The following is a 23,440-nucleotide window of genomic DNA, read 5'->3' as shown; positions in this document are numbered from 1 at the left end:
GTTGTTTTACATTTATATGATTTTCTTTTTGTCTTAATGACTGAGGGAGATGTATGGATCAAACCAACATCATTCGAGACTTGCTGCATTGGGTGGATAATAATCTGGATCGTCCATTGTCTCTTGATAACGTTGCAGCAAAAGCAGGTTACTCCAAATGGCACTTACAGCGCATGTTCAAGGAGATAACAGGCCAGGCAATAGGTTCTTATATCCGTGCGAGAAGATTATCCAGGGCTGCCGTTGCATTACGTTTAACCAGCCGTCCTATCCTGGACATTGCCTTGCAATATCGCTTTGATTCTCAACAAACTTTCACAAGAGCTTTCAAAAAACAGTTTGACCGAACGCCAGCAGCCTATCGTCGAAGCGAAGAGTGGTGCGCAAAAGGAATATGTCCTCCTATCCTGCTGGATAACAAACCTCTGCCAGAGCACAAATTTGTCACATTGGAAGAGAAATCACTTATCGGCACTGAGCACACTTGCAGTTACACACTTGAGCAATGGTCAGAAGATTGCAAGAATATGCGCCATGAGTTTTGGATTAACTATCTACAAGATGCGGAAGTATTACCACCGAGGCTTTATGGATTACACCATACGACCCCTTGTATGGAGAGTGAAGATGAACAGACAGTGTTCTATACCACAGCCATAGAACCAGAATATGCTACCTTTGATACCAAAGATAGCCATCCCGTCGTCTTGCCGAGTGGGGATTACATTTCATTCAGTTATTTCGGTGATAAAGAGCAGCTACAAGAGTTTCTCTTTACAGTTTATGGCGTCTGTTTGCCTACACTAAACATAACTCGCAGAAAGGGATACGATGTCGAGCGATATTACCTCACCAATCTTGAATGGAAAAATCTTGGGGATGAGACACAAAATCATGTTGTGGAATTTGAGTATCTCATCCCAATTGAACGTTAACCTTGTAATTCATCCAGGGCGGGCATATCCAGATGAGTGATATCGCCCGTTGTTTCAACTATCCAACCAGGGGCCAGCCACGGGCTATCCTGATAATCCACCCGTGAGATGGAACAGTTTCTCAACCGTAGACGGCGTTCTGAGTTAGCGGGAAGACCCAGAATAGAGCAGATCAAACTGACGAGAGCTATTCCATGACTGACCAACAATGGACGACTACCCGCAGGCAGGTTAAGGCAATTTTCCAGTGCGGCCCGCATACGGGTAGACACTTCATGCATCGATTCACCTTCTGGGATCCGTCCATTTGGTGTACCATCAACAAGACTTTTACGCCAGGATTCTTCTTTTGGTGTGAGGGAAGTTAGTTCGCGATTTTCCAGAACGCCCATATTTAACTCTCTCAGGCGTGGTTCCAGTATGACGTCGCAAGCACAGGCTCTCGCGATGATTTCTGCTGTTTGGCGTGTCCGACCAAGGTCACTGGTGATAACATGGGTAATGTTTTCTGATTTAACTCTCTGCGCGACCAAGTGAGCTTGGCGCCGACCCGTTTCAGTCAAAGGACTGTCAGATTGCCCCTGAATACGACGAGCCACATTCCATTCGGTTTCGCCATGACGAACAAGATAGACCTGTAACATAGTTATTTTCCGTTATACTGCATCATGAAATAATTCAAAGGATAATTTATTTATATGTACCACGTTATTGCAGCAACAACTAACCCTGCGAAGATAAAAGCGATTAGCCTTGCATTCGATGATGTTTTTGGCCCAGGCACTTACCATATAGAAGATGTTAATGTAGACAGTAGCGTACCTCAACAACCCATTGGTAATACTGAGACTCGTACAGGTGCTCGTCATCGAGTTATGGCTGCTCGTCAGGTCCGGCCAGAAGCGGATTTCTGGGTTGGCGTTGAAGCAGGAATTGAAGATGATATGACGTTTGCCTGGATGGTCGTTGAGCATAAACAAACTCGGGGAGAATCGCGTTCTGCTAGCCTGATGTTGCCAGAAAAAGTCTTGGAAGGCATTCGTAAAGGACGAGAACTTGGCCATGAAATGGCGGATGTCACTGGCGTCAATAATATCAAGCAGAAAGGTGGTGCGATTGGCTTTTTTACCCATGGTATACTGACGCGTACCAGCGTTTATCATCAAGCTCTGATATTGGCTCTGGTGCCTATCCATCATGAAATTTACAAAGAGTCGAATACTTAATCTTAACGGTACGTAGCTGTTTGGGGGCGTGATTAGACGGCCCCCGCTGCATTATTTAGTTTGTTATTTTATCGTGGTTATTGTCAATCAGTTAGTAACTGATTTTCCAGCCATTTCTTAACATGAACCGGTGCGTTCTTTAAGCTATTGGAACCACGTGTAATTGTCGCAATACCAACGCCCAGCTCATTTTTCAGTTCGCGCTGGTTCATTTGCCCACGCATCAATTCCTGAATAATCCGAACCCGAGTTGATAAAGCGGTACGTTCATCGGGAGTCAATAATAGCTGCAAAATAGAATGTTGCAAATTTTGTTCAAATGCTATTTTTAACAACTCAACAAAAGTGAGCCAGTCATCACCATCTTCCGGGGAAAGCGCCGGATCAATCAAATGATTTTGTGCCATAATTAACTACCATACTATTTAACTAGTACAGTAGCATACCATATTAATCTTAAATTAATAACGTCTTTGCCATTCCGCATTTGTCAGCACATTTGGCATCTTCCCCATAAAATTATGGTAGAACATGTCGTAGGCAAGAACATTTTTGACATAAGAGCGCGTTTCTGCAAAAGGAATGCTCTCAATAAAGGCGATGGGATCGATGTTCCCAGCGGTGTTAGCTAACCAACGCTCAACATTTGCAGGGCCGGCATTATAAGCGGCACTGGCAAGAATACGGTTATAGTCAAAACGCTGATAGACGGATTCCAGATAAGCGGTGCCAATTTTAATATTCGTCATCGGATTCATTAATTGATTGCTGCTGGCATAACCCTGAATTTTCTCACTCTTCACGGTATGTTCGGCGGTTTTTGGCATGATCTGCATTAATCCACTGGCTCCTTTGGAAGAACGGGCCTGTGGGTCCCAGGCACTTTCCTGACGGGCAATTGCCATGGCATAACTTTGTGAAATATTTTTATCTGACGTGAAGTTTGCAAATTCGTTTTGCCACGCCATCGGGAAACGCTCTTCAAGGTGGTCCCACATTTTTCCCGCAATAGTCGCTTGTACACTGAATGCGGGCCAGTGCTGCTCAAATGCATAACGGGCCAACTGTTCTTGTTTCACGCGATCTTGCGAAGAAACCAGGAGAAGCCATTCTGAGCGTGCCAAATTATCCATATTCCAATACAGCAACTCCCGGATACGTTTAATTGCTGGCATATTGGCAATGGAACGATCGGGTCTTTCTGATTTATTGATGGTCAGGGGATAAGAAATATGTAATTTCTGGGCTGCCACCATGGGATAAAAACCACGATGTTCGGTCAGTTTACGTAATATCGCATTACCTTCTGCGCTTTTCCTTTGATTGAGCAGAATAATAGCATGCCAATATTGCCACTCATCTTGTTGCAACGTTTTTTGCGGCAGCAACGAAATCCATCTTTCAAGCCCGGAAAGATCGCCATCCCTCAATGCCAAGCGGGCACGCCTTTCAATTAATTTGATAGAGTGTGAATCGCGAATGGTCTCATCCCGCCATTTTGCTTGCTCTGGTGTAATGTCTCCCATCAATTGCCATGCGACGATATCTTTTAATTGCTGTCGTTCGGCATCATTCATCTTTTGTGAGCGGACAAGGGTAGGGATGCTTACTCTGGCAAATTCAGCATTTGTGCGGGCAAATCGGGAAAAGTTCGTTATGATAACCGAGCGGGTGAAGTCGGTTGGTGTGGCAGTTGTGGCAAATTGTTCAATGAATACAGGATCATGTTGTAGCTTCAGTAAGTTCGTACTCAAGCTTTGATAACGCAATGGCAAGCGTTTGACAAGATAGGTAACAAGTGTGGTGTTATTGGTTTTCATCGCCAATTCGATACGCTGTAAAATTAAATTTGCAGACAGGTATCCAGCCTGATCCCAGGCGGTGAGTAGTTTATCGCAACTATCAGGTAATGAGTTGCCATGGAGCCAAATTTCTTGGGCGCCTTGCCAGGCGACTTGTTGGTGTCCCGTGGCCCATTGCGCAAAGTAATAATCACAGCGTTCTGCAACTGTATTTGGCGGGTTGAGACTGAATGTCAGGATGCCGCTCCAGTCACCATTATTTGCCAGTACACGGATAAATCGAGATGCCAGCGAACGTGCTGGCGGCAAGGTAGGGTGAGTGTGAATAAAGTGCTGAACTTGCTGAGGAGTGGTAGTTGCCAGATCCTGAGATAATTGACGATATTCGAGATAGGGATACAGGGGATAATTTTTCAGCGTTGGCATCAGACGCGCCACTTCCTCCCTATTTTGGGCATCCCATGCCTGCTTTATTGCTTGATATCGTTGACGTTGGGCATCCAGAGAATCAGCATGTGCCGCTCCAGCAATAACAGAAACCATACTCACAGCCATGACGAAATGCTGCCACTTACTCATTGCCACATACCCCTTCGGAAGACTACTATCGGTGTCCAAATGCCCTGTGTCTAAATGCTTTGCTCAGGTGCGTAGTCCAAGTGAATTGTTAAGATGTTATGTAATTATAATCATATTATTGATATGAGTTATTACAATTGTCATACCAAATGGAAAACGCTGAAAAAGTGCTATTTGATAAGAGGATAGGTAAAATACGCCATCCAAACTAGATAAACACAAACGATTTTTAAAATTTCTTGATTAATCAAAAGGTAAACTACATTGGCTCAATATGTTTATAGTATGCATCGGGTGGGAAAAGTTGTTCCCCCTAAAAGGCATATTCTGAAAAATATTTCTCTGAGTTTTTTCCCTGGAGCAAAAATAGGTGTTCTCGGACTCAATGGTGCCGGTAAATCGACTTTACTGCGCATCATGGCGGGTATTGATAAAGATATTGAGGGAGAAGCGCGTCCACAACCGGGTATTAAAATCGGCTATCTGCCGCAAGAACCTAAGCTTAATCTTGAACATACTGTTCGTGAAGCTGTGGAAGAAGCTGTTAGCGAAGTTAAAAATGCGCTGACTCGTCTTGATGAAGTTTATGCGGCTTATGCTGATCCAGATGCGGATTTCGATAAGCTGGCAAAAGAGCAAGGTGAGCTGGAAGCGATTATCCAATCTCATGATGGGCACAATCTGGACAATCAGCTTGAACGAGCGGCTGATGCTTTGCGTCTGCCGGCATGGGAGGCGAAGATTGAACATTTGTCCGGTGGTGAACGCCGTCGTGTGGCAATTTGCCGTCTGTTATTGGAAAAACCAGACATGCTGCTGCTTGACGAACCCACAAACCACCTTGATGCTGAGTCTGTTGCATGGCTGGAACGCTTCCTGCACGATTACGAAGGCACAGTGGTTGCGATCACCCACGACCGTTACTTCCTTGATAACGTTGCTGGTTGGATTTTGGAGCTTGACCGTGGTGAAGGTATTCCATGGGAAGGCAACTACTCTTCATGGCTGGAACAAAAAGATGCACGTCTGGCACAGGAAGCTGCGTCAGAAGCGGCTCGCCGTAAATCCATTGAGAAAGAGCTTGAGTGGATCCGCCAAAATCCCAAAGGACGTCAGGCAAAAGGTAAGGCACGTTTAGCTCGCTTTGAAGAACTGAGTAGCGTTGACTACCAGAAGCGTAATGAAACCAGCGAATTGTTCATTCCGCCAGGCCCTCGTTTGGGGGACAAGGTGCTGGAAGTCACCAATCTGACCAAATCTTACGGTGATCGCGTTCTGATCGACAATTTGAATTTCTCTTTGCCGAAAGGGGCGATTGTTGGGATCATCGGCCCGAACGGTGCGGGTAAATCAACGCTGTTCCGTATGTTGTCAGGACAAGAGCAGCCCGATTCTGGCTCAATGACACTGGGTGAGACGGTTAAATTGGCTTCTGTTGAGCAGTTCCGCGATAGTATGGATGACAGCAAAACCGTTTGGGAAGAGGTTTCTGGTGGTCAAGACATTATGCGTATCGGCAACTTTGAAATTCCGAGCCGTGCCTATGTTGGTCGCTTTAACTTCAAAGGCGTCGATCAAGGCAAGCGTGTTGGTGAATTGTCTGGTGGTGAGCGTGGTCGTCTGCATTTAGCTAAGCTGTTGCAAGTTGGCGGCAACATGTTACTGCTTGACGAACCAACCAACGATTTAGACGTCGAAACGTTGCGCGCATTGGAAAATGCTCTGTTGGAATTCTCTGGCTGTGCGATGGTTATTTCCCATGACCGTTGGTTCCTTGACCGTATCGCAACACACATTATTGATTATCAGGATGAAGGTAAAGTCACCTTCTTTGAAGGAAACTTTAGCGAATACGAAGATTACAAGAAGCGGACTATGGGGGCGGAAGCACTGCAACCTCACCGCATTAAATATAAAAAGATCAGCAAGTAAGCCTGCCAGAAAAAACGGCCTGATATCAGGCCGTTTTTTATTTGATAATAACTAACTCATTGTCATTACTATGCTGTTACGAGACTAAAACTCGTTGTTCCTGTATGGATTCATAAGTCTTAGTTGCCTTTCCACTTGCTAAAGTGATAACGCTATCTGCATGTTGCATCAGGCGTCTGTCTTGGGAGGCAATGACAACCGTACCTTTCTGTTCATGGGCAATAAATTTAAAGATATTAATGAACGTCTGAAATGCCTGATGATCTAAATTGCGTGTTGGGTCATCTGCAAATAAATACTCAGGTCTTCTGACTATGGCTTTCGCCATTGCTGCCAATTGTTTCTCGTTTTCAGACAGTTCCCCTGGATAATAACGGGTTTTATCGCCTAATTTTACAATATCCAGCGATTTTTGCGCGATTTTTTCGGCTTGCTCGCGAGCAAGTGACAATTCATAAGACGTTGATAATAATAAGTTATCTAAAAGAGTGAGTTCACTAAATAAGTTGAAATCTTGGAAAATAAACCCACTATTTTCATGATGAAACTTTCCTAATTCCACATCATTCATTAGTTTCAACTTGTTATTATTAATTAATACATCTCCTTGATCTGGTTGTAACATACCCGATGCAATCGACAACACTATACGGTTAGTCGATGCCTTCGGCCCTGTTATCAAAGTAATTTCACCTGGTATAATAGAAAATGTGATATTTGAAATCATTTCATGATTAACTGTAGCGTCAGTTAAACCATATGAAATATTGATAACCTCAATCGATTTAAATTGATTCAAGTTCATATTCTCAACACAATTAGGTTAAAAGATTAAAGCTTTTTCCTTAAACATATGCTGTCTAAATTCATTCGTAGCGACACTGATATCCTTATGGTATTGTACGAATAAAAATAGTATATATGTGAAACATCTTCATCAAGAATATACTCATCTTATGTCAATTATTATTTACTATGACTATCTAATAAATGAGATGTTTCTTAGTCTTGGAATAAAAAATCAATAATATTAATGAATTATGCTAAGGTAACAATGAAAAAATAAAAATAGCATAAATTCTTCTATTTTTATTCCACTTTTATAATAAGGGAAAAAGTCATTTCATATTTCGTTAATATTTTAATGTTACTTGTTATTACCTCCGTTATTGATAAAAACACCTAGAATATTTGTGGGTTTATTAGTAACTAATAAATTTTATATAAATAAATCAATAGGCCTGTTCATTAAATGACTTATTCCCCTGTAATTCAAGTCAAAACAGTAAAATTAAAGTATCAAAAAATATTATTATCACAATTTATTTTATTACACTTGTTAAAATAACCAAAGTAAACATTTAACTCATTGTTAAGACAGGGTAATTATAATAAGGTAAAGATTACACTGAATAATAAATTACTATCAATTAACCGTGATAATAATATAAGTGTAATCTATTTTATATATAAAGGTTAGTTATTCCATTAACATCTGTTGAACTAACTCAACGCAACGTAGAAAACGTTGATCATAATCCGGTGAATTGACACAGATATAACCGATATTATTTTTTTTCAACAAACTTTCAAGCAAATGTTGAAATTCTTTGCGATCTCGCTCGCTACCCAAACTTCTTAAACCATCTGCAATCCACGGTGTGTTGTTTTCTAAAAGAATAATTAAATCAAAGCGATATTCATCAATCATTGCCTGAACAAAAGGATGTTCTTTTCCTTCGTAGCGTTTGCAAAATGCCTGTGTTGTGACAAAATCAGTATCGATAAATACAACCTTATTGGCATATTTAACAGAAAAATCAATGTATTGAGCATGGCCTAATGCAATTTTATCGTAATCTGAGTATTGTAAAGCCATTTCATCGCCTCCCAGATGGGAAAATACGTATTCGCGCCCATATTCCCATGCGCTGGTCGTGTTAAACATGTTGGCCAGTTTATTCACTAATGTCGATTTTCCGCTCGATTCTCCGCCAAGAATGGCCACTGTACGTACAAAAAATGGCTTTACTTCTGTAGGGATATATTCCCAGTAACGGAAAGGAGCCTGACGGATTTGGCTACCGCTAATATTCATGAAGGAGCGTTGTGGGTCGATAAGCACAGTTTCAACGCCGAAATATTCTTGATAACGAGGAGCATCCTGTGTTTCGCTGGAATAGATATAATTAGGGTTGATGCTTTTTGCTGCCAGAAACGACTTAACGCCGTTGCTCCAGGATTCCCAGCCATTCGGGTAAGGCTCCATTCCCTGTTCATCAAATGCATGAATATGAATATTTTTTTGGTATTTGAATGTTTGCAGCAACCATCTCAGACGATCACTTACCGTTGGTTGCTGAGACATCGAACTGTTGATGAATAACTCACGATCACGCACTTCATCGTAACAAAGAACCACATGTAACTCATCAACCTGACTGGATGCCCGTTGGATCAAATAAATGTGTCCGGTATGTAATGGGTAAAATTTACCAAACACAACGCCGACAGTTTTCTTTTCCATGGGATATGCTAATCCTAGATATTGATGAAGAGATGCCAGTTTCTGTGCACTGGGACTTTTTATTTTGTCATTAATTAGTTGGCTGAGATAGCCTTTGGTCATTCCGCTGGCATCAGCAACTTGCTGCAACGTGTAACCTGCCTGTTTGATCGTTTCTTTCAAATAGTCAAATTGTCCCATAAGACCTCCTATATGTTTAGTATACTAAACAAAATAGCATGATAGTCGTGAAAGGTAAAAACAAAATTGAGCGTTTATTGATTCTTTGGGGTTAAATATTGTTAGTTTGTAAACCATAATTGTTTAAAATTGGGTGGTTATTGAGCAGGTTGTTTGGTTTTATTCGTTGTATAAATATTTACATATCTATTTGTGGTTTAAATTTAACCAATAATTGTAATCAATAAATAACAATTATTTAATTTATAATGATTATACGTATAGTAGGAATAGAAAAAATTTAAATAATAAGGTGATTAACTATTTATATTTAAATTTTTTATTTAAGTAGAATAAGTAAAAATAGTTCCCTTTAATTTTACCTTATTTCAGAAAAATCTGAATTTTTCTTTTAGTATGCAATTTTTTGAAATTTAAACAGGTATAAAAAAATTGTTTTTATTATCTGCTTCATTTGATATGTGATGGTCGGCAGAAATTTCTCGCTAATTTAGGAAAAACACTTAGATTATTGTTTAATGTCACCGCTTTGCAGCGGAGATGTCAAGTTGCCGCTTTGTCAGCGGCAACTTGTACATCCATAGGGTATAACGGGAATAAAAGATTCTTTTTTAATCCAGATCATCCAGAACAGATAACGCATCGGCCAGCTTTTTGACACCAAATACTTTCATGTCAGGCAGTGATTTTTTCGGCATGTTAGCATAAGGAACAATAGCGCGTTTAAAACCGTGTTTAGCGGCTTCTGAAATGCGTTCTTGTCCACTGGGAACGGGACGAATTTCTCCTGCCAATCCCACTTCTCCAAATACCACCAGATCACGGGGCAGAGGTCTATCGCGGAAACTGGAAACCAAAGAGAGCAATAACGCCAGATCAGCACTTGTCTCCGTGACTTTTACCCCACCGACAACGTTCACAAATACATCTTGATCAGACATTTGCAAACCGCCATGTCGGTGCAGAACTGCAAGTAGAATAGCCAGCCTGTTTTGTTCAAGCCCTACTGCTACACGACGCGGGTTTGCCATCATGGAGTGATCTACCAATGCCTGAATTTCAACAAGCAACGGGCGCGTGCCTTCCCAGACAATCATGACCGAACTGCCGGAGGTAATTTCATCCCCACGACTCAGGAAAATGGCGGAAGGATTACTTACCTCCCGTAATCCTTGTTCCGTCATCGCAAATACACCGAGTTCATTCACGGCGCCGAAGCGGTTTTTGTGGCTGCGCAGGGTGCGGAAACGGGAATCGGTTTCACCATCCAACATGACGGAACAGTCTATACAGTGTTCGAGTACTTTAGGGCCGGCCAAAGTACCATCTTTTGTCACATGCCCGACCATGATAATGGCAACACCACGGGTTTTGGCAAACCGTGTCAGGTAGGCCGCAGTTTCCCTGACTTGTGCAACACTGCCTGGTGATGATTGAATATCTGCGATATGCATGACCTGAATTGAATCGATCACCATGAGTCTGGGTTGTTCCTGCTCTGCAATCAGACAAATCTGCTCAATGCTGGTTTCTGATAGCATATTCAGTTGATCTGCCGGCAACCCCAGCCGATGTGCTCGCATCGCCACTTGTTGCAAAGATTCTTCCCCTGTCACATACAAGGTTTTCATCTGGGTTGATAGTTGGCACATGGTTTGTAAAAGCAAAGTACTTTTCCCCGCTCCCGGGTTACCGCCAATCAAAATGGCGCTGCCGGGAACCACACCACCACCGAGAACACGGTCAAATTCTTTAAATCCGGTTGAAAAACGGGGCAGCTCTTCCAGGCTGATATCAGACAGTTTCTGTACTTTACTGATCCCGGCACTCCCGGCATAGCCACTGAGACGCTCAGTACGGGATGATGCAGCTGCGGCTAAACGCACTTCCGTAATGGTATTCCATGCGTGACATGCGGTACATTGCCCCTGCCAACGGGGATAATCTGCGCCACACTCGTTACAGACAAATGCCCGTTTTGCTGCTTTTGCCACTTTGTACTCCCTCAATATAATGACTTTTGCCTGTGAGCATTAGCGTTCTTCGTGTTTCAAACCACCGCTCAATACACACAGGACGCCCATTAAGTCTGCATGGCGGATAGCAACTTTGGCCTGAGCGTAAACTTTTGGCTTAGCATGATAGGCGATCCCCAATCCTGCCTTGCGGATCATTTTCAGATCATTGGCACCATCCCCAATAGCGACGGTTTGACTCAGCGGAATATTCAGTGCTTTTGCCAATCTGATCAGAGTGGTTGCCTTGTATTTTGCATCAACAATCGGCCCTTTGACTTTACCGGTCAGCTTGCCATTTTTTATCTCCAGTTGATTGGCGACTGCGTCAAAAAGACGTAGCTGTTGGCGAAGATTATCAGCAAAGAAAGTGAAGCCGCCGGAGGCAATCGCAACGTGCCAATCTAATGATTGTAACTTGCGAACAAGGCTGGTTAGCCCTGGCATGAGCGGAAGTGTTTCCATCACTTGCTGTAAGATTGAGGCATCGGCGCCTGCTAACTGGGCCACTCGCCCGCGCAGACTTTCTGAAAAATCCAGTTCACCTTGCATCGCCCGCTCCGTGATTTCTGCCACTTTATCACCGACTCCGGCCAGACGGGCAATTTCATCAATACACTCAATCTGGATAGCGGTGGAATCCATATCCATCACCAATAGGCCGGGTGAGCGGAGGCGAGGGATCTGCCCTAAGGGAACAACATCCAAACGACACTCATCTGCCTGCCGTTTAATGCGAGGCGAAAGGCTACCGGCAATACGGACAACCTGATAATCATCGATCCGCCATGAAGAGACCACCACAATGGCGGCTCCCAATCGGTGCTGGAACTCGCTGATACGCTGTTTATCCAAACCACGTCCATACAGCAACCAGCCGCTATCTCCTGCCCGGTAATCCAGAGGCATGACTTCATCACCACTGAGGGATAGGGGTAATCCGGGCCATTTATGGATCTCATCCGGTAAGTAGCGATAGGCCAGATTATTAGACATGAACATTGACTCCTGTAATTCCATATAATTTGGTGCAGGCAAAAAACGCTTTTCAAACTATCCTATCATTACCGCATCTGGCAACATGTGCTTTCTGAACATAGGACGAGATAACGATGATAAAAGCCAAGCTAAAAATCAGACTGCACAAGACGGCGATTATATTAATATGTATAGCACTGCTAGTACTGCTGATGCAGGGAGTTTCCTATTTCAGCCGTTCTCAACAACAGGCGCATATGGATCAATTTGAAGATCTGGCGAAAACATTGGCAAAACAGGTCGCATTCAGCGTGTCTGATTATATGGATAATGGTAGCAAAGATCTTAATAATAAAAAGATTGTCGCTAACTTAGATTACTTGACGAATAATAGCCGCATTTTGGATGCCAGTGTCTATCTGGAAAATGGCACACAGATAGCACGAAGTGGTGAACCGATTTCTGTTCGTGAACGATTATCGTTGGAAGGCAAAAAATCCAGTAGTTATTTCAACCAACAAATTGTTGTGCCGATACCAGGAGAAAATCATCCAAAAGGTTTTCTTCGCCTGACACTGGATACGCATCGATTGGCGACCGAGGCTAAACAGGTCGATAACACAACGAACTTACTTAGGATAATGCTCCTGCTCTCTTTGGCGATTGGGTTTATTCTGGCTCATAACTTGCTGAAACTGTCTCCTAGTCGCTGGCAACAATCCCCTTATCTGCTGACGGCCAATACTAAATCTTCTGATGAAGCAGAAAGTAAAGCACAACATGATGATAACCAACGGTAATGTCACATTACCGTTGGTTATTGTGCGGATAACTCTCCTCATTATCAATGTTCTTTCCATAATACCGATTGAAACAAATGGAATAGAGTACGCCGTGTAGAAGTGCAATCATGACTGCGCCGTAAAACACAATCGGCTGATGGGCAACACTAATATGCACAATCGGAATATTGTTAAAACGAAAGATATACATATGAAAGGCCATCGCTGCGATTGCCAATAAGATCCCCGCTGCGTTGTGGTGGATCCGATGTGACAGCAGTAACCATTTTAAGGCGAAGAAAAAAGGAATAAGCATTAATAAAGAAATAACCACGTAAACCATTATCATTTCCTTAAGTTTTTGTTTGGAATGTTGATGTAAGTAGATAGATTGAACGCTGTCATAAACAAGTAGCGTGTTTCAATTATCTATTTAATATGCCTGTTATTTAGCAATGTGAAGTAAGTCTATAACATGGTTTATACATAAATAGTAAACATAGTTATTATTAATGTTTTTGATTTTGTTAATAAGTTATAGTGTTTTAAAAAAGGCATCTGTTCCGATACCTACATGACCTGAACCCTATTGAAAACAGAATCCAGGCCTGTTGGAATAGAATGAATGAAAAATTTATGGTGTGCGTTTTCTAATTATAACTGATTGTAACTATCGGGGTTTGGGCCTATTCGCTTCCCAATATCCAGTACAGCCAAAGCGGTTAAATCTTCTTTTTCCAGTCTGAAATCAAATACATCAAAATTTTCTTTAATACGGGAAGGTGTAACCGATTTAGGAATGGCAATCATACCGCATTCAAGATGCCAACGAATCACAATCTGCGCTGGCGTTTTGCCGTATTTAAGCGCCAGACGTTCAACCAATGAAGAATTAAAAACGCCTTTTCCACCCCGTGATAACGGACTCCAAGACTCGGTTGTAATATAATGGGTGGCATTCCATGAGTGAAGTTGTCGCTGTTGTAGTAAGGGGTGCAATTCAATTTGGTTGATGACGGGAACCACCCCCGTTTCCTGTATTATTTTTTGTAAGTACTCGATATGAAAATTACATACACCGATACTGTGAGTCAGGCCAGCTTCTTTCAGTTCAATCAGTTGCTCCCATGCATCAACATAATGATCCTGTTCGGGCACTGGCCACTGAATGAGATAGAGATCAACATAATCTAACTGGAGTTTGTCCAGGCTTTCTTGTAATGCTGCACGAGCATCCAGGTGGCGATCATTCCAAAGTTTGGTGGTGATGAAAATTTCTTCGCGTGGAATATCAGTTTCCTGCAAGGCTTTTCCCACCCCTTCTTCATTATGAAAAATTGCTGCTGTATCAATGGAGCGATAACCGACTTCTAATGCGGTATGGATAGACTTAACAACCTGTTCATTACTCGCTTTCCAAACCCCAAGCCCCAGTTGTGGCATGTGATTTCCATCAGCGAGTTTAATCATTGTCTGCTGACCCATTCTTACTCTCCTTTAGGTTTGGAATTTTTTGATCATGGCTTGAATAAAAAAATCAGAAAGATAAGGTTGTCCATTCCACTCAAGGCAAGTGATTAAATTTGGGCGGAATTCAAACAGTTGGTAGTCACAGTGCCTGTTGGAATGGACGCTGATTGTGCAATTCCTAGTTGATAATCCAGTAAGTTGATAATCAAGTAAATAGGTAAAATCGTGGTTTTTGCAATTGTAAGTACGATAAGCGTGTTATTTTTTTTTCTTTGCTGCTGCTTTCTTATGACGCCAGTACATCAATAGAGAAGCAGATAACCCACTGATTAACAAAATGACAGGCAAAATCACCAAAATATTCATGACCATATCTTGATGTGCTTTAACGAAAGGGATCTGGTTCAAGATATAGCCAAAACCCACGATAATAATGACCCATAAGAAGCCACTTAACCAGTTAAAAAATTGAAAGCGTTTATTATTTAGGCCAGAAATCCCGGCAAAAGTTGGCAGGAGAGTGCGAACAAATGCTAAAAAGCGTCCGATAAGCAGGGCAGACAGACCGTGTTTAGAGAATAATACATTGGCACGTTGGCGATATTGCAAGGGAAGTTGAGCCAGCCAGTTTTTGACAATACGGGTATGGCCGAGCCAGCGCCCCTGTAAATAACCCAGCCAACAACCCAGGCTTGCCGCGATGGTTAGCAGAACGACTGTGGGGATGAAACTCATGACACCTTTGGCAATTAAGGCACCGGAAAGCACCAGAAGAGTATCGCCGGGCAAAAAGGCGGCTGGCAGTAGCCCGTTTTCCAACACTAGCGTGACAAAGAGGACGCCATAAATAACCCAGATGACATCTGGATTGGCAAGTTGGTTAAAATCATGATGCCAGAGTGCATGCACGATCTCGCTTAACGTTTCCATTGTTTATCCTGTGACTTTTGCGAGTAAAAATAATTAACGAACAGATCTGCCTCAGTGTACCGCAAAATGATGAGATAGAGGGTGATTTGATTCAGCATCAGGAAAACCGTGGCTATCTGCAAATACGCAGTAAAGAGATAGCCACAATTTAAAAATGAAAGTTAACGAATTGCCAAACGAGCAAAACCTGCTTCCAGATCATCAATCAAGTCTTGTGGATTTTCCAGCCCGATATGGAGACGGAATAAGGTGCCCGTTTTTTGCGGCGAAGGGTATTGACGCAGTCGTTGCAGCATTTCTGGTTGAATGCCCAAAATTAATGACTCAAAACCTCCCCACGAAAAGGCCATCTTAAAATGATTCAGGTTATCGAGATAATCTGCAATTTGTTGAGGTGTCAGCTGGATATTCAGGAGAAAAGAAAATAGCCCACAGGAGCCAGTGAAATCGCGCTGAAAGAACGGATGCCCCGGGCAAGAAGGCAGGGCAGGGTGATAAACTTCGGCAACTTCCGGCCGCTGTGCAAGCCATTTGGCAATTTTGATACTGTTTTCTTCGTGTTGTTTTAAACGAACCGCTAACGTTCGTAGCCCTCGGCTTGCCATATATACCGTATCAGGATCGGCAATTTGCCCGAACAGATATGATCCTTCTCTGAGCTGATCCCAACATCGTGCGTTGGCGACTGCTGTACCCAGTATCCCGTCTGAATGACCAATAATATATTTGGTGGCGGATTGGATGGAAATATCGATGCCAAAATCCAGAGCCTTAAACAGTACGCCAGCCGCCCATGTATTATCAATGATAATTACAATCTCAGAATTGACTTGCCGAATAGCACGCACGATGGCAGGAATATCCTGCACTTCCATCGTCAGGGAGCCGGGTGATTCAAGAAAGATAACTTTGGTATTAGGTTGAATCAGCGAAGCAATGTTCTCTCCGATCATGGGGTCAAAATAATCGGTGGAAACCCCCATTTTTTTCAGAACATGGTGGCAAAATTCTTGGGTAGGTTCATAGGCAGTACCTGTCATTAAAACATGATCACCGGTTGCCACAAATGCCAGAATTGAATGGGTAATAGCGGCCGTACCGGAAGGATAGAGTGCACAACCGGCGCCACCTTCCAGTTCAGCCATCGCTGCCTGGAAAGAAAAATGGGTCAGTGTGCCACGACGTCCATAAAATAATTCACCCTTAGCACGGTTCTTCAAGGCGTGTTTTAAATCTTCAACAGTATCGAAAATGACAGATGAAGTGCGTTGAATCAGGGGATTAACGGCACTTTGCGTATATCTTTTTTGTCTCCCGGCACTAACTAATAAGGTTTCTAGTTTTTTTTCTGTCATGGCATTATTCCCCAAGTTATTTCTTGCCTGTATCTAAATAGAATCGTTCAAATAATGATTAGCAAGTTAAAAGATTTGGGGCGTTTTACCAAAGAGATTCGAGCAACTTGACGAAAATTCACGGTGAGCGGGTGATGGTAAACCAGGATCGATTAATGAAAGAACATCATTAAGTGGTACTTTTTTATTAAATAGTAATGATAATTACTATCAAATCGCCAAATGTCTGATATCATTTGTAGCGGACTTTTTCCTCTTTCGAGGTAAGAGGCATAGATCAGGGTTCAAACGAAACCAGCATCTTCCTGAATTTACCTTGCAGTGCCGTTATCAAGCTGTAAGAGGGCGAAGATACAAGGTTAAAAGGTGAGCCATGACGCAGGACATATTAGGATTAGCAAGATGAGTAAACGCGATTCACTGCTAAGTAACAGAATCTATAAGAAAGAGAGTAAGGCTAACTGATGCGTAATTTGACAGCTTCTATTCTATTGGCACTCGGATTAACAAGTTCAGCATGGGCTGAGACCACGCCAGCCACACCAGAAAATCAGGCTGCTGCTCAGGTAGCCGCTTCTCCGGCAGCACCAACATCTTCCGCAGCGCCACAAGCGGCTGAACCAACAACTGATGCACCAACAACCGCAGATGCGCCAATTGTGGCAGCGGATACAGCGGAAAATGTAACCGTGACAGAAACCGTGGCGCTTGGTGAAGACGTTTCTGGCAACCCATCCGGCGGCTTTGCAACGGATTTATCTGTTTGGGGCATGTACCAAAATGCAGATGCGGTAGTAAAAACCGTCATGGTGGGACTGGTGATTGCTTCTGTTATCACATGGTCGCTGCTGTTCTCCAAAGGGGCTGAACTTTTAATGGCCCGCCGTCGTTTGTGCAAGGAGCAATTGGCTTTGGTTAAAGTTGCCAATCTGGATGTGGCAGTGAAAATTGCCGCAGATTTTGGCAATCGCAGCGTCAGTCGCCTGTTGTTGAGTGAAGCACAGTCAGAGCGCGCCCTGTCTGCTGACAGCATTGACAAGGTTGGAATTAAAGAGCGAACGTCGTTCCGTATGGAACGTGCCGTCGCAGCAATTAGTCGCCATATGGGGCGTGGTAACGGTTATCTGGCGACCATTGGTGCAATTTCTCCATTTGTGGGGCTGTTTGGTACTGTTTGGGGGATCATGAACAGTTTTATCGGCATCGCTCATTCACAAACGACTAACCTGGCTGTGGTTGCACCAGGCATTGCGGAAGCCCTGTTAGCGACAGCATTGGGACTGGTGGCAGCGATCCCTGCGGTAGTGATTTATAACGTCTTTGCCCGCGTTATTTCGTCATACCGCGGTCAGGTGGGTGACATGGCCGCTAAAGCAATCCTATTGCTGGGGCGTGATCTTGATCTGGCTGAAAGCAAAGCAGAAAAAGCAGAAGCAAGGTAATAAATTATGGCAATACGTCTTAATGAAGATTTGGACGATAACGGCGAACTGCATGAAATTAACGTCACGCCGTTTATTGACGTGATGTTAGTCCTGTTGATTATTTTCATGGTGGCAGCACCATTGGCAACGGTAGATATCAAAGTTGATTTGCCGGCATCAACCGCTAAACCGCAACCACGACCAGAAAAACCGGTATTTTTGACTGTGAAAGCAGATAAGCAGTTGTATGTGGGAGAGCAGGCGATTGATCGTGATAACTTGTCTTTGGTATTGGATCAAACCACGCAATCCAACAAAGACACGACAATTTTCTTCCAGGCTGATAAAACCGTGGATTATGAAACCCTGATGAGCGTCATGGATTCTCTACGTAAAGCGGGTTATCTCAAAGTGGGATTAGTGGGGATGGAATCAGTTTCCGCGCAATAACTTTTCTTTGATGACCAGAAATATGAACTGCCCGAATCGTTAATCGGGCAGTTTTAAGTCATCACTCCCATATTGTCTCTTTCAACCCTAATGGCTGCATCTGCATATTTCGATTAATGTATTCATATTTGATTGTGTATCTCAATTGAGCTACAGTATATTTATTGACCAACACAGGGGGTTTAGCATGGCTGCAAATGCGTTTGTTCGTGCTCGTATAGATGAAACACTAAAAAATGAAGCTGCTGAAGTGCTGGCTAGCATGGGTTTAACTGTATCTGACTTAATCAGAATGACTTTGACCAAAGTCGCCAAAGAGAAGGCGTTACCGTTCGATATGCGTATTCCTAACGCACTGACGGCAAAAACCATTGCTGATAGTGAAAACGGTATAAATATCCATAAAGCGAAAGATGTTGACGATCTATTTTAATTGGAACTGCCCGAATCGTTAATCGGGCAGTTTTGGGAAAGCACTAAGATTGATTCTTCCAGTCAAAAGGCAATAGCTCACTAAGAAACAAAACTTTTTCCTGTGTGACTTTTACTTCTGCATGGATATTTTCTGGATTTATTTGGCTGATAAATTCCCGACAACGGCCACAGGGAGGAATGATATTGCCATGCCGATTGACAGCAATAATCCTGATTATCTGTGTTTCACCCTGCTTTATCATCTCAGAAATTGCACCGTGCTCTGCACAAAACCCCATAGAGCAAGCCGTATCGATATTAATACCAGTATAAATATGTCCAGATTTACTTTGAATCACGGCGCTGACATGACCGTATTTAATATATTTATTTAATTGTGTCGGGGATATTAAGCAATGTGCAATATACTCCATTTCGTCAAAAGAAATCACAAAATAATACTCCTTATTTATGATTAAATGGAATAATTTAAATGGATTAATAAATTAAATGACTCAGTCTTTTATATTACGGATGAATTCCACGACCGATTTTGCCATTTCCTGCTCATTATCGCCTTCAACCCGAATAATCACCTCCATACCACTTTTGATTCCCATCGACATCACTTTAAACATGCTTTTTAGATTGGCACGTTTATCTCCTTTAATCATTTCAATTTTGCCACTGTAATTTTTAACGAAATTACAGAGTTGGGCGCAAGGCCGCGTATGCAGACCTGAAGGAGCGGTAACAACCACCGAATATTCAACCATAAAATTTACCTGCTTATATATCTTTTATCTTTAAAGCTATCGCTCGAAATTTATTCGGTATAAAAATAAGATCAGGATTTTTTTAATGAACTGCCCTGAGTTTGAATAACATTCTGATACCAATAAAACGAATCTTTTTTATAACGGGAAAGATCTTTAATGTCATCATCTGTTCGATTAACATAAACAAAACCATATCTTTTCTTATATCCATTGCTGGTAGAAAGTAGATCCATAAAACTCCACGGGTTATAGGAAATCACCTTAACGCCATAATCCATTGCTCGCTTAATGGCATTAATATGTTGTTGAATATAGTTGATGCGATAATCATCATGAATCGAGCCATCAGATTCCAACTTATCATCGGCACCAAAACCATTTTCTGTGATCATCAATGGCTTCTGATAACGGGTATACAAATCACGCAAAAGATATTCCAATCCAATGGGGTCAATTGCCCAATCCCAGTCGGTTGTATCAAGATGTGGGTTTTTATGGATTTGATAGAAATCAGGCTGAATTTCATGCCCATCAATTTGCCCTTTAACACCGGTTGGGTTAAAGCCATCCATTCTCCGTTGAGCATCTTTTGGTGCGGCGGCAGCGGCATGGCTGCAATAATAATTAATTGCCAGAAAATCAGAATAACCTTCTTTAATCAACTCCATATCACCCGCTTCGATATGTGGTGCTAGCCCCTGATTTTTTAGATAGATGAGTGCTGACTGATTATAGTGCCCTTTCAGGTAGATATCGGTGAAGTAGTAATTACGCAGGTCATTAGCATTTTGAGCCGCTAAATTATCTTCTGGTTTACTGGTGAGTGGATAAATGGCGGAATAGCCCAAGGCAGCGCCGACCAACCCGTTGGGAACCCACTGATGAACTAATTTGCAGGCGATAGCGTGGGCAAGATTCATATGATGGTTGATCTGATATTTGATTTGTTCATCATGCAGATAGTTCTCTGGAATTAAACACTTTTTCGTCCAGAATTGCACAATAATACTTTGTTCATTGATGGTTAGCCAATATTGTACTTTCTGACTAAATTCTTTAATGACAAATTCGGCATAATAGGCAAAATCTTCTACGCTTTGCCGATTAATCCAACCATGATATTTTTCGACCAGCGCCATAGGCATATCATAATGGTATAGCGTCAGAATTGGCGTTATTCCATTTTTCAACAATTCGTCGATAAGATTATGATAAAATTCGACTCCCTTATCATTCACTTTCCCGATGCCATCTGGAAAAACACGCGACCAGGCAACAGAAAAACGGTAAGATTTCAAACCAAGTTCTTTCATTAACACAATATCTTCTTTATAGCGATGGTAATGATCACTGGTTATATGGGTATCGGCAAAACCTGGATTATTATTAATAACATCTTGTTGTGACAGTTTTTTACCGTATTCTTCTGCGGCGCCTTCAACCTGATAAGCACTACTTGATGCCCCCCAAAGAAAATTCTCTGGAAATAAATCACTATTTTTTATCATGGCATTTTCCTTTACTTGTTTTCATTGGTTATTTTATGAATAAATTCATAAAGACTAATTATTTCTTTTCTCAAATTAAGCTCACTGCGGATGGTCATTAATGTATCCTGAGCATGGATAAATAACAGATCTAAACAAAAATTTTCCCCTTGAGTCTCTTTCTGAATAATCTCAGTTTGTGCATGATGAGCAGATAACATCATTTTTCTGGCTTTATCCAGATATAAGTGGGCATTTTTAAAATCACCAACATGCGCATATTTAATGGCTTCTTCACTTTTTTCTCTTGCATTACCTGCATTGAGAATAATTTCCAGAGCAACGGGAGTTAAGAGATTGTCCTCACGGTTCATTTTTAAACTTCCTGATGAAATTAAACACATTAATTATGTTGACTTGTATTGGCATATTCTTCCTCAATACGTTTTTTTTCATAAACCTTAAAAAAGGGATACCAAGTGATAAGGAAAACCGCCATAAGCACGCCATAGCAGATAATTGCCCGCCAGTCTTCCGTAATAATGACACTGGAAAACGGAGCCGGTATCTGTCCGACTTGGATCATTTTCGCGGGGATATTTAGCCAATCTGAGCGCATGAAAATCCATACAATAATTGGGCTGGTAATTGCATTGATCCACATTGGCAGCATTAAGAGCGGGTTAAGGACAATGGGCGCACCAAATACCAACGGTTCGTTAATATTGAAAAAAGAAGGGCCGATACAGATATAGCCGGTTGTTTTCAGTTCTCTGGATTTTGAAAACAGCATTAAAAGATTCAGGGCAAGTGTTGCACCTGTTCCGCCCATGGTAATTAAAGCCGCGGTGAATAAGGTTTCGTAAGTCACGATATTCGTCGGCGGTTGACCGGCAGCCACCTGCGCTATATTGGCCGTAATCCCAAGCATGAAGATGGGCATTTGCAGGCCTGTAAACGTCCAGACGGAAATCCCCATAGACATGGCTATGGCAGGAATTAGCGCCATGAGGATAAAGCCGGGCAGGGTTTGCCCGAATGCAGCGATAGGAGAAAAGAGCGACAGCAGTTTAGAAAAAACATCAATATCAAAAGTAAAGACCAGCAATGTGCCGCAGCCGATGGAAATCAAGATAGGAATAATCGCATGTATCCAGCCGACAACGAAATCAGGTAAAGCACTCTCTTGCAATAATCCTAATTTGGTATATAAATGAAAGAGATAAGAAACAAACAGCCCGGTGATAATACCTAATAATATTCCCGCCGGGCCAAAGCGATCAAAACTGACGAGCATATTGCCATCGATAAATTCTGGTTTAATGAACATCATATAAACACAAATCGAAGTGAGTCCGGCAATCAGCGTATAACGAAAATGATATAGCTTCTCCATCATTTGGTTGGCAATCATAAAAGCCGTAATTAAGCCGAGCATGCCGAAGGAATAATTGGCAATCTTGCCAAGATCAGGCAGGAATAAAAAATAAGAACGAAATACGTTATAAAAAAAGATAAGTGAACCGGCTAAGATAAAAGGAATATTTTTTTGCATCGCACCGGAAATGGCGGCCACCCAAGGTCGTTTGGTAAAATTTTGCATAGCAGGTGCAAATGAGTCAGATAACCAAGACATAAAAGCTTGCATTTTTTATCTCTCTCTGTTTTTTCTTCTAAAATTCCCTGGTGAAATTTAAATTCAATGAGTAAGTTAGTTTTTCAGGGTATTGATGGCTAACTCAAGTAATGCTTTACCATCTAATCTTCCATAGATTTCTTGTGGAACAACCATGACAGGAATATGATAACGGTCGGCATGTTTCTGAAACTCTTTTTGCTGGGAAGCATAGTGTGGCCCAAGGAATAAAATATCGATTACAGAAAAATATTCTGCAACCTCACTTTCACTTCTGGCTTCAACCGTGACAGGGATAGCCTTGTCTTTTGCTGCATTGCGGGTTCTGGTTGCCAGCATTCCGCTGGAAATACCGGCTCCACAGCATAACATAATAAATATCTTCTTCATGTCACCCTCTTACTTATTCAGTCGTTTATTGATTTCTATTCTTCGATGAAGATACAATTTCCACTCTTTTTCTTGTATATTCAAATTAATATTTGCACTCATAGAGGGCAGGTTTTTATTTTTAAATGACAACATTAAAAGTAATATTA

At 42.1% G+C, this 23,440-nt stretch carries 24 protein-coding genes; 7 read left to right on the top strand and 17 right to left on the bottom strand.

Features of this window, described 5'->3' with window-relative positions:
- Nucleotides 1-53 precede the first annotated feature (53 nt).
- Complete coding sequence (robA, locus tag ACSJJG_RS16670; RefSeq protein ID WP_047766740.1) at nt 54-935, top strand: MDR efflux pump AcrAB transcriptional activator RobA; 882 nt, start codon at nt 54-56, stop codon at nt 933-935.
- Here the strand turns inward: robA and gpmB are convergent.
- Nucleotides 932-1,579 carry a 2,3-diphosphoglycerate-dependent phosphoglycerate mutase GpmB gene (gene gpmB / locus ACSJJG_RS16665; RefSeq protein ID WP_481089964.1) on the bottom strand — a complete coding sequence of 216 codons (648 nt, stop codon included), beginning with the start codon at nt 1,577-1,579 and terminating at the stop codon, nt 932-934. The two genes, robA and gpmB, sit on opposite strands and share 4 nt — an antisense overlap.
- A 54-nt stretch (nt 1,580-1,633) precedes the next feature.
- Between gpmB and yjjX the strand changes: the two genes are divergently transcribed.
- Nucleotides 1,634-2,161 (top strand): inosine/xanthosine triphosphatase, encoded by a 528-nt coding sequence (gene yjjX / locus ACSJJG_RS16660; RefSeq protein ID WP_481089963.1) that lies wholly within the window; start codon nt 1,634-1,636, stop codon nt 2,159-2,161.
- Between the two features lie 83 nt (nt 2,162-2,244).
- Here yjjX and trpR read toward each other — a convergent pair whose 3' ends face one another.
- Together trpR and sltY are read right to left on the bottom strand one after the other, a co-directional pair.
- Nucleotides 2,245-2,568 (bottom strand): trp operon repressor, encoded by a 324-nt coding sequence (gene trpR / locus ACSJJG_RS16655; RefSeq protein ID WP_481089962.1) that lies wholly within the window; start codon nt 2,566-2,568, stop codon nt 2,245-2,247.
- A 54-nt stretch (nt 2,569-2,622) separates the two neighbouring features.
- Complete coding sequence (gene sltY, locus ACSJJG_RS16650; RefSeq protein WP_481089961.1) at nt 2,623-4,542, bottom strand: murein transglycosylase; 1,920 nt, start codon at nt 4,540-4,542, stop codon at nt 2,623-2,625.
- Between the two features lie 264 nt (nt 4,543-4,806).
- Here sltY and ettA point away from each other — a divergent pair, with 264 nt between their 5' ends.
- Entirely contained in the window at nt 4,807-6,474 is a 1,668-nt protein-coding gene (gene ettA / locus ACSJJG_RS16645) for an energy-dependent translational throttle protein EttA (RefSeq protein ID WP_481089960.1), read from the top strand.
- A gap of 76 nt (nt 6,475-6,550) precedes the next feature.
- On the opposite strand, the gene ACSJJG_RS16640 is transcribed toward ettA, so the two are convergent.
- From ACSJJG_RS16640 to serB, 4 genes are all read right to left on the bottom strand, one after another.
- Nucleotides 6,551-7,279: an ATP-binding cassette domain-containing protein gene (locus ACSJJG_RS16640; protein ID WP_481089959.1), complete on the bottom strand. Its 729-nt coding sequence runs from the start codon at nt 7,277-7,279 to the stop codon at nt 6,551-6,553.
- Nucleotides 7,280-7,954: 675 nt separating this feature from the next.
- Nucleotides 7,955-9,181, bottom strand: coding sequence for a multifunctional transcriptional regulator/nicotinamide-nucleotide adenylyltransferase/ribosylnicotinamide kinase NadR (gene nadR / locus ACSJJG_RS16635; RefSeq protein WP_481089958.1), 1,227 nt, complete (start codon nt 9,179-9,181; stop codon nt 7,955-7,957).
- A 611-nt stretch (nt 9,182-9,792) separates the two neighbouring features.
- Nucleotides 9,793-11,175, bottom strand: coding sequence for a DNA repair protein RadA (gene radA, locus ACSJJG_RS16630; RefSeq protein WP_481089957.1), 1,383 nt, complete (start codon nt 11,173-11,175; stop codon nt 9,793-9,795).
- Nucleotides 11,176-11,214: 39 nt separating this feature from the next.
- Nucleotides 11,215-12,192, bottom strand: coding sequence for a phosphoserine phosphatase (gene serB, locus ACSJJG_RS16625; protein WP_481089956.1), 978 nt, complete (start codon nt 12,190-12,192; stop codon nt 11,215-11,217).
- A 116-nt stretch (nt 12,193-12,308) separates the two neighbouring features.
- Between serB and ACSJJG_RS16620 the strand changes: the two genes are divergently transcribed.
- The gene (locus ACSJJG_RS16620; protein WP_481089955.1) at nt 12,309-12,974 is read left to right on the top strand and encodes a YtjB family periplasmic protein; all 666 of its coding nucleotides are present in this window, start codon (nt 12,309-12,311) and stop codon (nt 12,972-12,974) included.
- Nucleotides 12,975-12,981: 7 nt separating this feature from the next.
- On the opposite strand, the gene ACSJJG_RS16615 is transcribed toward ACSJJG_RS16620, so the two are convergent.
- The 4 genes from ACSJJG_RS16615 to metC all read right to left on the bottom strand — a co-directional run bounded on the left by ACSJJG_RS16615 (nt 12,982) and on the right by metC (nt 16,711).
- A complete protein-coding gene (locus tag ACSJJG_RS16615; RefSeq protein ID WP_481089954.1) occupies nt 12,982-13,299 on the bottom strand; it encodes a hypothetical protein in 318 nt (105 codons plus the stop codon).
- A gap of 311 nt (nt 13,300-13,610) precedes the next feature.
- Nucleotides 13,611-14,441, bottom strand: coding sequence for a 2,5-didehydrogluconate reductase DkgA (gene dkgA / locus ACSJJG_RS16610; protein ID WP_481089953.1), 831 nt, complete (start codon nt 14,439-14,441; stop codon nt 13,611-13,613).
- Between the two features lie 243 nt (nt 14,442-14,684).
- Entirely contained in the window at nt 14,685-15,356 is a 672-nt protein-coding gene (locus ACSJJG_RS16605; protein ID WP_481089952.1) for a DedA family protein, read from the bottom strand.
- Between the two features lie 161 nt (nt 15,357-15,517).
- Nucleotides 15,518-16,711, bottom strand: coding sequence for a cystathionine beta-lyase (gene metC, locus ACSJJG_RS16600; protein ID WP_481089951.1), 1,194 nt, complete (start codon nt 16,709-16,711; stop codon nt 15,518-15,520).
- Nucleotides 16,712-17,175: 464 nt separating this feature from the next.
- Between metC and exbB the strand changes: the two genes are divergently transcribed.
- From exbB to ACSJJG_RS16585, 3 genes are all read left to right on the top strand, one after another.
- A complete protein-coding gene (exbB, locus tag ACSJJG_RS16595; RefSeq protein WP_481089950.1) occupies nt 17,176-18,153 on the top strand; it encodes a tonB-system energizer ExbB in 978 nt (325 codons plus the stop codon).
- A 6-nt stretch (nt 18,154-18,159) separates the two neighbouring features.
- Nucleotides 18,160-18,585, top strand: coding sequence for a TonB system transport protein ExbD (gene exbD, locus ACSJJG_RS16590; RefSeq protein ID WP_481089949.1), 426 nt, complete (start codon nt 18,160-18,162; stop codon nt 18,583-18,585).
- A 187-nt stretch (nt 18,586-18,772) separates the two neighbouring features.
- On the top strand, nt 18,773-19,018 hold the full coding sequence (locus ACSJJG_RS16585; RefSeq protein ID WP_481089948.1) for a type II toxin-antitoxin system RelB/DinJ family antitoxin: 246 nt from the start codon (nt 18,773-18,775) through the stop codon (nt 19,016-19,018).
- Nucleotides 19,019-19,061: 43 nt separating this feature from the next.
- On the opposite strand, the gene ACSJJG_RS16580 is transcribed toward ACSJJG_RS16585, so the two are convergent.
- The 6 genes from ACSJJG_RS16580 to ACSJJG_RS16555 all read right to left on the bottom strand — a co-directional run bounded on the left by ACSJJG_RS16580 (nt 19,062) and on the right by ACSJJG_RS16555 (nt 23,291).
- Nucleotides 19,062-19,451 (bottom strand): cytidine deaminase family protein, encoded by a 390-nt coding sequence (locus ACSJJG_RS16580; RefSeq protein WP_481089947.1) that lies wholly within the window; start codon nt 19,449-19,451, stop codon nt 19,062-19,064.
- Between the two features lie 63 nt (nt 19,452-19,514).
- Nucleotides 19,515-19,775, bottom strand: coding sequence for an HPr family phosphocarrier protein (locus ACSJJG_RS16575; RefSeq protein ID WP_481089946.1), 261 nt, complete (start codon nt 19,773-19,775; stop codon nt 19,515-19,517).
- 71 nt (nt 19,776-19,846) lie between these two features.
- On the bottom strand, nt 19,847-21,286 hold the full coding sequence (locus ACSJJG_RS16570) for a glycoside hydrolase family 1 protein (protein ID WP_481089945.1): 1,440 nt from the start codon (nt 21,284-21,286) through the stop codon (nt 19,847-19,849).
- Between the two features lie 11 nt (nt 21,287-21,297).
- Nucleotides 21,298-21,639 (bottom strand): PTS sugar transporter subunit IIA, encoded by a 342-nt coding sequence (locus ACSJJG_RS16565; protein WP_481089944.1) that lies wholly within the window; start codon nt 21,637-21,639, stop codon nt 21,298-21,300.
- Nucleotides 21,640-21,668: 29 nt separating this feature from the next.
- Nucleotides 21,669-22,901 carry a PTS transporter subunit EIIC gene (locus ACSJJG_RS16560; protein ID WP_481089943.1) on the bottom strand — a complete coding sequence of 411 codons (1,233 nt, stop codon included), beginning with the start codon at nt 22,899-22,901 and terminating at the stop codon, nt 21,669-21,671.
- A 75-nt stretch (nt 22,902-22,976) separates the two neighbouring features.
- Nucleotides 22,977-23,291 carry a PTS sugar transporter subunit IIB gene (locus tag ACSJJG_RS16555; protein WP_193852365.1) on the bottom strand — a complete coding sequence of 105 codons (315 nt, stop codon included), beginning with the start codon at nt 23,289-23,291 and terminating at the stop codon, nt 22,977-22,979.
- Between the last annotated feature and the right edge of the window lie 149 nt (nt 23,292-23,440).

The organism is Xenorhabdus sp. SGI 60, from assembly GCF_056632175.1.
The sequence above is the reverse complement of the archived record's forward strand: the minus strand, read 5'-3'. Positions and strand labels throughout refer to the sequence as shown.